Source organism: Streptomyces sp. NPDC034049 (genome assembly GCF_055575575.1).
This window is the reverse complement of record NZ_JBVISJ010000004.1, coordinates 1-13351: the sequence shown is the minus strand read 5'-3', so window position 1 is coordinate 13351 and position 13351 is coordinate 1. Positions and strand designations below refer to the sequence as shown.

The window sequence follows — 13351 nt, the reverse complement described above, 5'->3', positions numbered from 1 at the left end:
CGCCCGGGGCGGCCCGTACCAGGGCCACCCCCCTTCCTCGCAGGCCGCCGCGCCGTTTAGCGTGCGCGCATGGAGCAACGACAGCCGCCGCCCGCGCAGCCCTCCCACGAAGCCGAACGCCCGGGTGACCCGGTCCGCTTCGACCACTGCCCCTGGCTGTTCGAGAAGGAGGCGACGGAGGAGCAACGGGCCGCGCAGCGGGAGCGTCAGCGCTCGCTCGACGGGGACAGCGAGGTGGGCGAGCGCTGCTACGTGGCCGAGTCGGCGGCGGTCCTGCCCGACCACCTCCGTCTGGGCGACGACTCGTACATCGCCGCCCACGCCTATGTCACCGGCACCCTGACCACCGGCACGGACTGCACGCTGAACCCCTTCACCGTGGTCCGGGGCACCGTCTCCCTCGGCACGGGGGTACGCATCGGAGCGCACACCTCCCTCCTCGCCTTCAACCACTCCATGGACCCCGACCGGCCGGTCCACCGGCAGCCCCAGACCAGCCGGGGCATCACGGTCGGCGACGACGTGTGGATCGGCTCCCATGTGGTGGTCGTGGACGGTGTGACCATCGGCGACCACTGTGTGATCGGCGCGGGCGCCGTGGTGACGAAGGACCTGCCGGCCTGGACCGTGGCCGCGGGGAACCCGGCCCGTCGCATCCGGGACAGACGGGAGCCGACGGGTCCGAAGCGGGAGACCTGCGGGGTGGGAGCGGGAACGGCCGGCCCCGAGGCCCTGGCGCGGTTCGCCGACGCCGCCCGCGACCAGGCCGCCGACCTCCTCGCCCGCTGCTGGGACGGCGACCGGTACACGGACCGCCCCGGCGTCGCCCCCACCGTGCGGGCCCACTGCGACGCCGTGGAGATCGCCGACCTGCTGCTGTCGGCCACCCCCGCGCAACTGGAGCGGGCGGAACACATCGAGCGTCTGACGTCCCTCCAGGACCGGGAGACCGGCCTGGTGCCCGAACTCGGCGAGCGACTGCCTCCCATGGACGCCGACGGCTTCACCGGCGAGGGCGCGGCGCTCTACCACGTCCTGTCGGTGGGCTATGCGCTGGACCTCCTGGGCTCCGCCTTCCCCCGACCGGTGCGTGGAGTGAGCGACATGACGGCCCCGCAACTCGTCGACCGGCTGGAGCGACTGCCGTGGCGGGACGGCGCGTGGGAGGCGGGCGCGTGGATCGACTCCTGGGCCACGGCGGCCCATTGGAACCTCCGGCACCCGGACGGCGCGGGCCTCGCCCCGGGCACCCTCGAAGCCCTCTTCGGCTGGCTCCTCACCCGCGCCGACCCCTGGACCGGCATGTGGGGCACCCCATCCCGCGGCGCCGGCCGTCTGCAGGTGGTGAACGGCTACTACCGGCTCACCCGGGGTTCCTTCGCACAGTTCGGGGTACCCGTCCCGCATCCGGAACGGGTCGTGGACGCGGTACTGGACCACGCCCGTGACACCCGCTACTTCGGTGCGGGCCGGGAGAACGCCTGCAACGTCCTCGACGTCGCCCATCCGTTGTGGCTGTGCGCACGGCAGTCGGGCGGCCGGGGGACGGGCGACGGCGGCTACCGGTCGGCCGAGATCCGCGGCTGGGCCGAACAGCGGCTCTCCGCCGTCCTGGCCCGCTGGCAGGACGGCAGGGGGTTCGGGTTCGGACCGGGTACGGCGGGACCGGGACCGGAACCGGGGCTGCAGGGAACCGAGATGTGGTTGGCCATCGTCTGGCTGCTGGCCGATCTGCTGGGCCGCTCCGACGCCCTGGGGTATCGGCCCCGCGGGGTGCACCGCCCCGAGCCCGCCGCCGGGACGTGAGACACACCACTTCCCGGAACGTCAGCGTCCGCACTGCTCCTTACGGGTGGTCGCTCCTCCGCCCAGGTGCCGGGCATCACGCAGGGGCGGAAAGGGCTTCGGGAGCACGGTGAGACGGCATGACCCATGACGCACTCGGTCATGATGAATTCCCCTTCGTCCGGCGACCCGTGCCCCGGTGCACTACCTTGGGCCGTGAACAGCCGAGCGGCCCACGTTTACCCAATTCTTGCCACATGAAGCCAGAACGGCTGAGCAGCTACTAGGAGCGGGGCTTCCCATGCGTAATGCTGGGAGGTCCCGCGCTTCACTCCACAGCCGCTGGCACGGGAGGGCATCGGGTGGTTAAGACAGTGAAGACGCCGTCCGGCGGACGGACGATCGCCTACGAGACCTGGGGCGATCCGGACGCACACCCGGTGTTTCTGCTGCACGGCACTCCCGGAAGCCGACTCGGGCCCCGACTGCGCACCTTCGACCTGCACAAGCTCAAGGTGCGCCTGATCGCCTACGACCGGCCGGGGTACGGCGGTTCGGACCGTCATGAGCACCGCACCGTGGCCGACGCCGCCGAGGACGTCGCCTTCCTCGCCGAGAAACTGGACCTCAAGAAGTACTCGGTGGTCGGCAGATCTGGCGGCGCACCGCACGCTCTGGCCTGCGCGGCACGGAACAGAGGCAGCCAGGTGGCGAGTGTCGCCGCGTTGGTGTCACTCGCTCCGCCGAAGCCGGACGGCGACGAGGACAGCCCCGGTGACAGTGCCGCCGACGGACTCGACTGGCCCGACTGGCGCAAGGAGATGTCCGAGTCCAATGTGTCGACCTATGAGCTGCTGCGCCGCCACGCGCCCGATGTGACCGAACTGGGTGCGCTGCTGGCCCGCAACGCGGAGACCATCCGGCGCGATCCCACCGTGTTCCTCGCGTCCCTGCGCGACGAGATGCCGAGCGTGGACCGGGTGATCGTCGAGGACGCCGGGATCCGCCAGCACCTCCTCAGGAACTACCTGTCGGCGGTGGGCGAGGGGGAGGCGGTCGACCCCCGCGCCCCGATGGGCTGGGTGGACGACCTGGTCGCGTTCCGGCGGCCCTGGGGATTCGACCTCAAGGACATCGACGGTTCCGTACCGGTACTGCTGTGGCACGGCGAACGGGACATCTTCGCCCCGGTCGCCCACTTCCACTGGCTGGCCAAGAAGATCCCCTCGGCCAAGGCCATGCTGCAGCCCTCCGCCGCCCACTTCGCGGCGCTGCCGGCCCTGCCCCAGGTACTGGCCTGGGCCCGGGACAAGGCCGGGCCCTCCTAGGGGGTGTCCGACGACTCCCGTCCGCCTCGCGGCGGGCCCCCGGATCAGATCGGGTGCGGCTCCAGGTCGAGACAGCTGAGTTTCCAGTCCTTCAGGGCCAGCACCCGGGGATGGTCCCTGCCGATGCGCTTGCGCAGCGCGGCCAGCGCGTCGTGGTGCGTGGTGCGGGCCTCGTCGGCCCGGCCCAGATGGCTGAGGGCGACGGCGAGGTTCCCGGCAGAGGTCAGTGTCGACGGGTGCAGCGGGTCGAGAACCTCCCTGAGCAGTTCGTACGACCCCGTGCTGATCCTGCGGGCCTCCTCCCAGTGGCCGAGCGCCGCCTCCGCGACGGCCAGGTTCGCGTAGCAGATGAGCGCGAACGGGTGTTGATCGCCGTTGAGCTCGGTGAACCTGGCCTGGGCCTCGCGCAGCAACTGCTGTGCCTCGCCCGCGGCTTCCGGGTGGATGGACCCGATGTCGTGGAGGAGCAGAACCGCGTGGTTGACCGAGCACGCCACCGTGTGGGAGTGCCCTTCCCCCAGCTTGTCCCTCAGGTTCTCCTGAACCCTGCGGATCAGGTCGAGTCCTTCGTCGACCCGGCCCTGGGCGGCCATGTCACCGGCCAGGCTCATCTCCAGCAGCAGCTCCTCCGACGTCGACTTCTCGCCGTCCGGGGTGCTTCTGAGCACATGCCGTACGAGCTCCTCGGCCTCCGCCGCCCGGCCGGCCCTGCGCAGGGAACCGGCCAGCCCCTTGGCCGTGTTCAGCACGGTCGGTGAGCCCTGGGTGAGACGGGGATTGCGCAGACAGCGCTCGTAGGCGCGCCGCAGCAGTGCGACCGACTCGTCGTAGTCACCGCAGTCACGCAGGTCACGGCCGAGGTTCACCGCCGACTCGATGGTCAGGGGATGGTCGTGGAGCTGGATCGCCTCGCGGAGTTCCAGTGTTCTGCGGTCGACGTCGCGGGCGCGGTAGTAGTTCCCGGAGAGCCTCAGGGCGACGGCGAGGTTGTTGGCCGCGCTGAGCGTGCGCGCGTTGTCCTCGCCGTAGTTCTGGTCGTATCTACGGTAGGTCTCCTCGTCGTACTGCAAGGCCTCGGTCAGCCGTCCCAGACCGCGCAGGTCGGCGGCGATGCTGCTGGTGGTCATCAGGATGTGCTGGTCGTCGACGTCGTCCAGCACCTCCAACTGCCGCTCCAGGACCTCCTGGTCGAGGGCGAGGGACTCCTCGTACTTGCCCTGGGCGCGCAGGATGTTGGCGATCTGGAAGCGCATGTGCAGCGTCCAGCGTTCGTCGGGCGATTCCTCCTCGGACCAGGCGGCCACCCGCCGCAGGCTGTAGTCCATGGCCTGGCTCAGCTCGCCCCGGCGGCGCAGCTGACGGACCCGGTCCACATAGAGTTCCTTGATGCCCTCGTCGGGGGCCCTCTCCGCCCAGGGAGTACCGAGGTGCGGCCAGATGATGCGGTACTTCTCCCAGGTGTTGGGGTTCTCCGGGTCGTCCCCACTGGGCCGGGCGGCGATCAGCGAGCGGTAGACGGCCTGCTGAGCCGCCTCACGCTCCGCGGCGGTCATCTCCTCCCGCATCGCGCTCTGCATCATCCGGTGCACCGTCACGCTCCGGGCCTTGCGGTCCAGCGTGACCAGGGAGAACTTGCTGAGTTCCTTGTAGGCGCGGGAGACCGTGCGCACCCCGCCGAGGGCGCGGGAGACCTCATAGCCCTCCAGGAGATCCATGGAGATCTCCTCGGGGCTGTAGTAGGAGCAGATCTGCAGCAGCTTCACCGCCGGCGGGAAGCTCTCCCGCAGTTTGCGGAGGCCGAACTCCCAGGTGTTCGTACCGGACTTGACGACCGCGCCCACCGAGTTGTCGTCGGGGGCCCCGGTGGCCTGCGGCTGGAGCTTCTTGATGTAGTCGCGTACGTCGGCCCGGGTCTGCTCGATGAAGGCCGCGGCCCGTTCGATCGCGATCGGCAGGTCGCCCAGGGCCTCCGCGATCTGGTCGGCCTCCGTCCAGCCGCAGTCGGGCAGCCGGCTGTGCAGGTGGGCGATGCTCTCGTTCCGCTCGAACACCGGGATGTCCACGGTGTCCACGTAGCGTCCCCAGCCCTCGGCCCGCTGACTGGTGACCAGGACGTGGCCCCTCCGGCCGTCCATCATGTACTCGGGCAGGTGGTCCGCCTCCGGGACGTTGTCCAGGATCAGCAGCCAACTGTCGTACCGGTCACCGTGGTTGAGCGCCTCGTACACCATCTTGGCGGTGTCGGTGGGGTTGGTGCGCGCGGGCAGGCCCAGTTCCTCGGCCATGCTCGCGTACCGGTCGACGGCTAGGATCTTCTGCTCGGCCCGGATGTGCCAGATGACGTCGTAGTCGCTCTTGTAGCGGTGGGCGAACTCCTGGGCCAGCAGGGTCTTTCCCACCCCGCCCATGCCCTTGAGCACCAGAGCCCGGGTGTCGCCCTTCCAGAGCTTCTCCCGGATGCTCTCCAGGATCTCCGTACGCCCCGTGAAGGACGACGTGCGCAGCGGGACGCCGAAGACCGAGGGCTCGGTCTTCGGGAAGCGGGGCAGTTTCGGCTCGTCGGCGGTGAAGTGGCTGCGTGACAGGGAGTCGGCGCTGCGGCCGAACCAGGTCAGCAGGGCGTCACGGCCCGCCTCACCGTCCTCGCAGCCCGTCATGTCGGCGAGTTGCTCCGTGAAGGGCGCCTCCAGGGACACCTGCTCGTCGACCTGCATGGAGACCAGTTGGTGCGCGCGCCGGTCGCTCTCCGCGTAGACCGCCTCCCAGGTGGTGCGGAAACGGGACGACCTGAGGTAGGCCTCGGAGAAGATGACCAGGGTGTGCGAGGCCGACTCGACGCCCCGTTCGATCTCGTCCCGCACCTGCGAGCTCTCCGTGGTGCCTTCCTGCGCCAGGTGGACCTTGAAGCCCGCCTGCTCCAGCACCGCGCCCGCCCAGTTGGCCCAACTGCGGTCCTGCGGAACGAAGCTGATGTACACGTCGGAGATCCGCGGCGGGCGGTGGCGGGTGTACCGGTCGAGGGTCTTGTGACGCAGCGACTCGTCGATGCGGGGCATCGAGGCGACCTGGCCGTCCGTGATGACCTCGGTGAGTCTCTCGTAGGCCGCGAGCAGGCTCTTGGGGTCCCCCGGCTTCTCCCGGAACGGGGCGAGCGTCTCCTCGTAGGAGTAGATGGGCCGGTAGGGGATCTCCACACTGCCCCAGTAGCCCTCCGGGTCCCGGTCGGGGATGTGTTTGCGCACGATGCGGTCGAAGCGGTACTGGATCTGTCCCCGGGCGGCGTCGAGCCGGTCGGCCTCGGCGTTCTCCACCCGCATGGGGACGGGCAGGATCCGGATGTCCCGGTTGCCGTACAGCATTCCGTCGATGCGCTCGGCGACCCCGGCGGCGCCCTCGATGCTCTGGCTGCTCGGGGTGAAGCAGGTGACCACGGTGTGCGGCAGATTGACCGTGCAGATGTCGGAGATGTCATTGAGCCCGGTGCGGCTGTCGATGAGGACGTAGTCGAAGTTCTCGACGAACTCGCGCTTGAGCCCTTCCAGGAACCTGGTGGCGAGGGGCCCGTCCATGAAGTCCTTCCAGTCGAACTGGGAGAACGCCGAGAGATAGCCCTTGTTCTTGGTGCCCGCCGGCATGTAGTAGAGCTGACCGCCGGAGGGGAAGTTCCAGTCGACCTGGATGAGGCAGCTGTTGAGGGTGATCCCGTCGGCCGCCTCCACGTCGGACCCGCTCGCGTAGTCGGAACCCAGTTCGAACTGGGGAATGGTGTCACCTCTGTTCTGCATCGAGCGCGCGAACTGCGTGGACCGGCTGACCAGTTCGAGCACGCCCGGGGTGGTCCGCAGCTGGCTCTCGCTCAGGAAGGGATGCAGGAAACGGTCCAGACCGGGGGCGTCGAGATCCCAGTCGACCACCAGGACGCGGTTGCCCGCGGAGGCGAGGATCCAGGCCGTGTTGGCGAGCGCCATCGTCCGTCCCGTACCACCCTTGTACGAGTAGAACGTGATGATCCTGCGCGCGTCCTCGCCAGTCATGGCCTGCCCTCCACGCGACTGCCGTCGCTCGATGCCCCGTTGCCCCGGCCGGTGTCGGGCCGTCGGGGCAGGTCCGCACCGGAATCCGGGACGCCCCGGACGCCAGTGCCGCTCCGGGGCAATTGCGAGTGAATGTACCGCAAGTAGCGGATCTTGGTTGCCTCAGCCAGTTCGCTGAACCACCGGGTGAAGACATCCGCCCCGGCCAGCCCGCGTACCGCTTCCTGCTCGCCCACCCTGCCCTCGCTGATGAACCGGGGAAAGCTCGCCGCCAACAGTCCGCGCAGCCGCTCGGACTGTTCCTTCGTCTGCAGATCGTCCCCCGCCAGAGTACTCAGCACCGCCGTCCACGGCCGCCGGGCCCGGTCGAACTCCTTTGCCTGGCGCGCCATTTGGGAGTTCTCCAGTGCCCAGGGGTCCACCACCAGGATCCAGGGGGCGGTGGGGAGTTCCGTGTCCCTCAGCTCTGTCTGGAACTTGTCGAAGGGCTTCACGGTGGGCTCGAAGCCCAGGTTTCGGGCCAGCGCCTCCATCAGCTCGACCAGCGGGCCCACCGCCCTGCCGTACGGGCGCCAGTCGTCCACCTGCGGCCCGTAGCGCGCGCTGTCGCGGCCGACGGGTAATCCCTCCTCGGTCGGGGCGAGCACGGTGATGTGCAGCGGGGAGGCGTACGGCGGGTCGGCGAAGGCGTCGTCCAGCGCCGCGAGCGTCTCCGGCTGCGGTGCCCTTCCCTCGCCGCCCATGGTCCGCGCCCGCCCGGGACCCGTGGCCGCCAGGTCGACGATGCGCTGGGCCAGCCAGTCGGTCACCTGGGCGACCTGGGCGGCGACCCGGTCCGCCGCGCTCTCGTCCTCCGGGTCCGGGCGTTCGGACAGGTCGAGCACCTGGTCGAGCAGCCGGTGCAGTCCCATGGACTCGTAGTTCTCGGCGGCCTCACCGATGCCGTCCGGCACCTCCGGGTACTGCTCCTTGACCTTCTTCGGGAGCGACGTGGGCGAGTACGGCGTCCACAGCACCGGGACGATGCTCGGCCGGTCCTCGTACGCGCCCTGGGTGACCGCGGTCCACTGGCGGCCGCACTGGGGATTGCTGAAGTACCGTTTGGAATACAGCGGAACGAAGACCTGGCAGTCGAGCAGCGCCTTGACCGACAACTCCCCCGGTGTGCCCGGCCGTTCGACGAAGCCCGCCTCCTCCTTCGTCACTCTCGCGCGTCGCGCCACTTTGGCGCACAGTTCGTCGAAGAACCGGAAGACCAGACGATTGGGATCCTGTGAGGCGTCCCGGTGTCGGGGGACAGGAACCCGCGCATAGCTCATGAAGAACATCGGCATCCCGCTACTCCCCCTCGAAGACGTTCCGGAGGTCTTTGAACAGCTCCACGTCGCACGGTTCAAGGCTGGTCTGCTGAGCGACTTTGACGATCATCTGGGCGAGTGCCCACACGGAGCTGCGGTACTTGGCGTGGCGGCCCGCCTGCTTCAGACCGTAGAGGCCCGACTGAAGGTAATCCTTACCCAGGGCGGGGTGAGCGTACTGCACCTTCGCCGCGACGGGCGGCAGAGTCAGATGCTGCTGTCCCACCCAGAGGACGGGGATGATCGCGTTGCCCGTGTACGGGCGGGTCCGAAGCTGTTCCTCCTGACGTCGTGCGAAGGCGTCCCATTCCTTTCCGCACCATTCCCTCTTGAAGTACCGGCTGGTGTAGATGGGCACGAAGACCCGGCAGGTGGCCAGAGCGTGTTTGAGTCTGCTCTGCCAGTCCTCACCGAGATCGATGCTCTGGTCGAGGAATCCGGGCGATTCCTCGCCGTCGTGATCCGTCAACTGCATGATGTCGCTGCATAAATGAGCGTGGAACTGCTCCAGCGCCGCATCCGACGGGTCTTTCTTCGTCCTCGTCCCCATGGGCAACCGTGCGTAACTCATGAAGAAAACGTACGGATCGGAGGAACCCGACGCCGGTGCCGCCTGAGAAGCCGGATGAACCATGGACTCGCCTTTCCCTCCCCCGTCGCCCATCTCGGGTCTCCCCGCCCCGAGCATCACCGCTGATTCTTCTCCAGGGTCCATTGGAACGCGAAGACCGCCGTGGGTGCCAGAGGTCTACCGGCTCAAGTTGTAACGGACACCGTTACGGTGACCGGGAGTTGATCCGGCATCAGACCGCGATCGGGCCGGTTTCGGACACTCCCCCCAGGGTCTCCGCCTCGTCCCGCAGACCGCGCACGAACCGGTGTCCCAGGGCGGTCAGGGAGCCGGTTCCGGCCACCGTGTCGAGGGCGTCCAGCACGGCCGTGCGCCACTTGTCCGCCTCGACGCGGGAGCGTTCGTACAGGGCCGGGCCGACACCGGCCGCACCGCGGCGGACCCTGAGCCGCCAGATGTCGGCGACCGCGAGGTGGGCGTACGCGCCCTGCACGATGGCGTCGAGCGGCCTGGCGTCGGGGCGCCACAGCACGCGGTAGCGGCGGTCGTCGAGGCCGTCGAGCAGGTCGAACATGTCGAGCATCGCGCCCAGTTTGACGTGCTGGTACTCGTGCACGATCAGCATGGCCAGATCCTCGGCGGTGCGGGGCAGCGCGATGCCGACCGCCCCGAACGCGTGCCGGGAGGTGGCGCTGACGTCGTCGCCGGACGCCGCGGGCGCGAGCGGGGTCACCGTGGTCAGTCCGGCGGCGATCCCCTGCGCGTACTCGGCGTACTCGGTCCTGATCAGTTGCCAGGCCTCCCCGAACATCGCCTCCCACCGTCGGAATTCGGCCTCGGACAGGCGGGGGAGGGGCTTGTAGCCGTAGCAGTCGCGGGAGGGGTCCAGGTCGTCCAGGGCCACTTCCAGTCCGTCGGCGGACAGCTGGCGCAGCGGCTGCCAGCGCATGCCGTCGGGGGGCCGTTCCTGGCCCAGCGTCCGCCCTTCGACGGTGAGCGCGGTGTCGGCGGCCGTCACGGTGACCGTGGCGGGGCGGTGCCCGTCCCGCCCGTCGGCGGGCAGTGACAGCCGCCCCAGGCCGGGGAGATGGATCGCCGGCCCCTCGGGCTCGTGCCGCAGCGGGACGGACAGGGTCAGGCGGCCACCGGCGCGCGCGACGGCCGACAGCGCGGCCTCGGCCGGACGGCCCTCGGCCCGCCGGCGTACCGGCTGCCCGCACGCGAGGGCCCACACCCGGAGGTACGGATCGGCCAGCAGGACGTCCAGCGCGGCGGCCGGCAGCGCCAGGATCGCCTCCCAGCCGGGCCCCGAGTCCGCCGGGCCGGCGCGTTCCGGTGTCGGACCGGGAGCCGCGTCGGCGCCCGTGCGCGCACCCGTGGCAGCAGCCGCGCCCGCACGTGCGCCCGTCCCTGCGCTCGTGCTCTCGCCCGCGCCCGGACCGGCACTCGCCGGAATCGACGCCGGCCCGGCCGTCAGTCCCGGACCGGCGCCGGGGCCCGAGCCGAGGGCCGCGCCCGGGGCGGAGCCGGAACCCCCTCCCCGGCCGGCCCCCGCGTCCTGGCCGGGACCCTGCCCCGATCCCGCCCCCTGGGTGTCCGCTCGGCGGGCAGCCGCCAGCAGTGCTCTGCGCTGGCTGTTCTGTGCCGCGGCCAGGGAGCGGACGGCCGCCGCGCTGCCGTACCCGGCGGCCAGTTCGTCGAAGTGGGTCCAGGACAGACCGTGCCAGCCGTGGCGGACGTCGGCGTCGTCGCGCTCCGTGCTCTGGACGTACTCGATGATCTTCAGCAGGTCGGCGCAGTAGACGGAGGGGTTGTCGAACCCGTTGGAGGCACGGTGGCGGTGCCCGTAGAGGCCGCCGCCGCAGACCGAGACGACGGGGCAGGCGCGGCACTGCGCGCTCAGTCCGTCGAGCCCGGCGCGGCGGGCCTGGATGCCCCGGTGCTCGGCGGCCTCCTCCAGACGGTGGGTGGCGAGGTGCATGCCGGTCGCCGGGGCTCCCGGGTACGCCGTCTTCAGCCAGTCCGCCTGTTCGAGGGCGCCATCGGTCTCGATCACGAGCAGGTCCGAACTGCCCAGCCCCAGCGCCTCGGTGAGGCTGCCACGGCCTCGGGTCAGCCGGCTGATGGACTCGAACATCCGGATGCGCGTCGGCATGCCGTCGGCGGTCCACTGCTTGTGCACGGCGATCAGCCAGTCCGCGTAGTCGGTCTCGCCGCCGGGGCGGGGCGGCGGGAATTCCCAGGTGGCGTGCGGCAGCAGGAAGTCGACGGCGGGCGGGCGGAGTGCGGCCAGCGCCCGGTACACCTCCACCGGGTCGTTCTCGACGTCGATCGTGCAGAGCAGCCCGCCGAAGGCGGCGCGGTGGGGCGGTGAGCCGAGCAGGCGCACCGCGCGGACCACGTCGCGGTAGGAGCCGGAGCCGTCCCGCCTGATCCGGTGGCGGTCGTTGGACGCCTCGTCGCCGTCGAGCGAGATGCTGGTGACGATGGACTCGTCGACGAGCATCGCGCAGAACTCGTCGTCCAGGCGCAGCCCGTTGGTCTGCATGCGCAGGTCGAGTTCGGCCACGCCGTGCAGCGCGGAGCGGAGTGCGTGTGCGAAGCCGCGCAGGCGTTCCCGCCCGGCGAGCAGGGGCTCACCGCCGTGCAGCACGACGTGTACGCGGGTGAGGCGGTGCGCGGTCGCGTGTTCGGCGATCCTCGCGGCCGCACGACGGAACGTCTCCTGGGACATCGTCACCGGCCGCCCGCGCCAGCTCTGGTCGGCGTGCTGGTAGACGTAGCAGTGGTCACAGGCCAGATCGCAACGGCTGTGCACCTTGATCACAAACTGGCGGAAGGGCCGCGCCGCCACCGTCACCGGTACGATCCCTCGTCGTTCCGGCCAGGCCGGTCAGAGCGACGACTGGAAGGCGGCCACCGGCTCTCCGCCACCTGCGAGCATCCTTGCCATTGCCGATTCCTGAGCGGACTCGGGCACCTCGTCGAGCGAAGTGTCGTGCAGATCCCTGACGACGCTCGTGGCGAAGGGCTGCTCGTACCTGTCCATAGGCGTCTCCTCGGGCGTACGGCTCCGGGCGGCACACCTCATAGTGAGGGCCGGTCAACCGAACAGCAAGGCGATCGCCAGCCAAGTACGCTGACCGGCAAGAAGTCGTTCGCCGACCGGCGAGGGGCTCCGCGTGAAGCGCCCTCGCCGTGTCGTCGGCCGCGTGGCCGCCCACGAGGAGCGGCCGGGGTCAGGCGGCCCCGTCCTTCGCGGAGGCCACGGGTGTGGTGAGGTCGTCCTCCTCGGGGAGTTCCTCGACGTCGACGCCGCGAACCTGGGCCAACTCGTGCTTGAGCGCCGCGAGTTCCGTACCGCCGGCCATGTGGTTGGTGAGTTCTTCGAGGCTGACCTGGTCGCGGGCGGCACTGAGTTCGAGGGTGCCGAGGCGCAGGACGCTGAAGTGGTCGCCGACCATGTAGGCGTGGTGGGGGTTGTGGGTGATGAAGATGACGCCCAGGCCGCGGTCGCGGGCGGCGGCGATGTACTTCAGCACCACACCGGACTGCTTCACACCGAGCGCGGCGGTGGGCTCGTCCAGGATCAGCACCCGGGCGCCGAAGTAGACGGCGCGGGCGATGGCGACGCACTGGCGCTGGCCGCCGGAGAGGGTGCCGATGGGCTGGTCGAGGTCGTCCAGGACGATGCCCATGTTGCGCAGTTCGGTGTCCGCGGTCTCCTTCATCCGGGCGATGTCCAGGCGCCGGACGGGCCAGGGGCCCTTGGTGAACTCGGAGCCGAGGAAGAAGTTGCGCCAGACCGGCATCAGCGGGACGGTCGCCAGGTCCTGGTAGACGGTGGCGATCCCGGCGTCCAGGGCCTCGCGCGGGGTGGTGAAGCGCACCGGCTGGCCGTCGACGAGGACCTCGCCCTCGGTGTGCTGGTGCAGACCCGAGATGATCTTGATCAGGGTGGACTTGCCGGCGCCGTTGTCGCCTAGGACGCAGGTGACACGGCCGGGGTGGACGGCCAGGTTCACACCGTGCAGGGCACGGACGTTGCCGTAGGCCTTGCCGGTGTTCCGCAGCTCGACCACGGGGGCCTCGCCCGCGCCCGAAGGGGCGGGGGTGCTGGTTTCGTTGCTGGTGGTCATGGGGTGGTTCACCTCCGGGTGGCCTGGGCGCGGACCCACAAGTTGACGAGGGCGGCGATCAGGAGCATCACGCCGAGGAAGGCCTTGAACCAGTCGGGGTTCCAGTTGGCGTAGACGATGCCCTGGTTGACCATGC

8 protein-coding genes and 1 pseudogene are annotated in these 13351 nt (G+C 70.1%); 2 read left to right on the top strand and 7 right to left on the bottom strand.

The annotated features are described in order from the left end of the window. Positions 1-69 precede the first annotated feature (69 nt). Both ACZ52C_RS13280 and ACZ52C_RS13275 read left to right on the top strand, forming a co-directional pair. Positions 70-1806, top strand: a complete 1737-nt coding sequence (locus tag ACZ52C_RS13280) for an acyltransferase (RefSeq protein ID WP_469074821.1) — start codon at positions 70-72, stop codon at positions 1804-1806. 341 nt (positions 1807-2147) lie between these two features. Next, on the top strand, positions 2148-3113 hold the full coding sequence (locus tag ACZ52C_RS13275) for an alpha/beta fold hydrolase (protein ID WP_469074820.1): 966 nt from the start codon (positions 2148-2150) through the stop codon (positions 3111-3113). Between the two features lie 44 nt (positions 3114-3157). Here the strand turns inward: ACZ52C_RS13275 and fxsT are convergent, their stop codons facing one another. The 7 genes and pseudogenes from fxsT to ACZ52C_RS13240 form a co-directional block, all read right to left on the bottom strand. Next, positions 3158-7147 (bottom strand): FxSxx-COOH system tetratricopeptide repeat protein, encoded by a 3990-nt coding sequence (gene fxsT / locus ACZ52C_RS13270; protein ID WP_469074819.1) that lies wholly within the window; start codon positions 7145-7147, stop codon positions 3158-3160. Continuing rightward, positions 7144-8481 carry an FxsC protein gene (gene fsxC, locus ACZ52C_RS13265; RefSeq protein ID WP_469074818.1) on the bottom strand — a complete coding sequence of 446 codons (1338 nt, stop codon included), beginning with the start codon at positions 8479-8481 and terminating at the stop codon, positions 7144-7146. Before fsxC ends, fxsT begins: the two co-directional genes overlap by 4 nt. 4 nt (positions 8482-8485) lie before the next feature. Beyond that, positions 8486-9076, bottom strand: a complete 591-nt coding sequence (locus ACZ52C_RS13260; RefSeq protein ID WP_469074817.1) for a TIR-like protein FxsC — start codon at positions 9074-9076, stop codon at positions 8486-8488. Positions 9077-9308: 232 nt separating this feature from the next. Continuing rightward, the gene (locus ACZ52C_RS13255) at positions 9309-11936 is read right to left on the bottom strand and encodes an FxsB family cyclophane-forming radical SAM/SPASM peptide maturase (protein ID WP_469074816.1); all 2628 of its coding nucleotides are present in this window, start codon (positions 11934-11936) and stop codon (positions 9309-9311) included. 33 nt (positions 11937-11969) lie between these two features. Continuing rightward, on the bottom strand, positions 11970-12125 hold the full coding sequence (fxsA, locus tag ACZ52C_RS13250; protein WP_005482117.1) for an FxSxx-COOH cyclophane-containing RiPP peptide: 156 nt from the start codon (positions 12123-12125) through the stop codon (positions 11970-11972). Between the two features lie 190 nt (positions 12126-12315). Further along, positions 12316-13215, bottom strand: coding sequence for an ATP-binding cassette domain-containing protein (locus ACZ52C_RS13245; RefSeq protein WP_469074815.1), 900 nt, complete (start codon positions 13213-13215; stop codon positions 12316-12318). A gap of 8 nt (positions 13216-13223) precedes the next feature. After that, a pseudogene (locus ACZ52C_RS13240) lies at positions 13224-13351 on the bottom strand (ABC transporter permease); the annotation flags it as partial.

What these genes read in the sequence shown, in the direction of transcription:
- fxsA (WP_005482117.1), bottom strand. Translation starts at nt 12,125, where the DNA reads ATGGACAGGTACGAGCAGCCCTTCGCCACGAGCGTCGTCAGGGATCTG.
- ACZ52C_RS13245 (WP_469074815.1), bottom strand. Translation starts at nt 13,215, where the DNA reads ATGACCACCAGCAACGAAACCAGCACCCCCGCCCCTTCGGGCGCGGGC.
- fxsT (WP_469074819.1), bottom strand. Translation starts at nt 7,147, where the DNA reads ATGACTGGCGAGGACGCGCGCAGGATCATCACGTTCTACTCGTACAAG.
- ACZ52C_RS13280 (WP_469074821.1), top strand. Translation starts at nt 70, where the DNA reads ATGGAGCAACGACAGCCGCCGCCCGCGCAGCCCTCCCACGAAGCCGAA.
- ACZ52C_RS13260 (WP_469074817.1), bottom strand. Translation starts at nt 9,076, where the DNA reads ATGAGTTACGCACGGTTGCCCATGGGGACGAGGACGAAGAAAGACCCG.
- fsxC (WP_469074818.1), bottom strand. Translation starts at nt 8,481, where the DNA reads ATGCCGATGTTCTTCATGAGCTATGCGCGGGTTCCTGTCCCCCGACAC.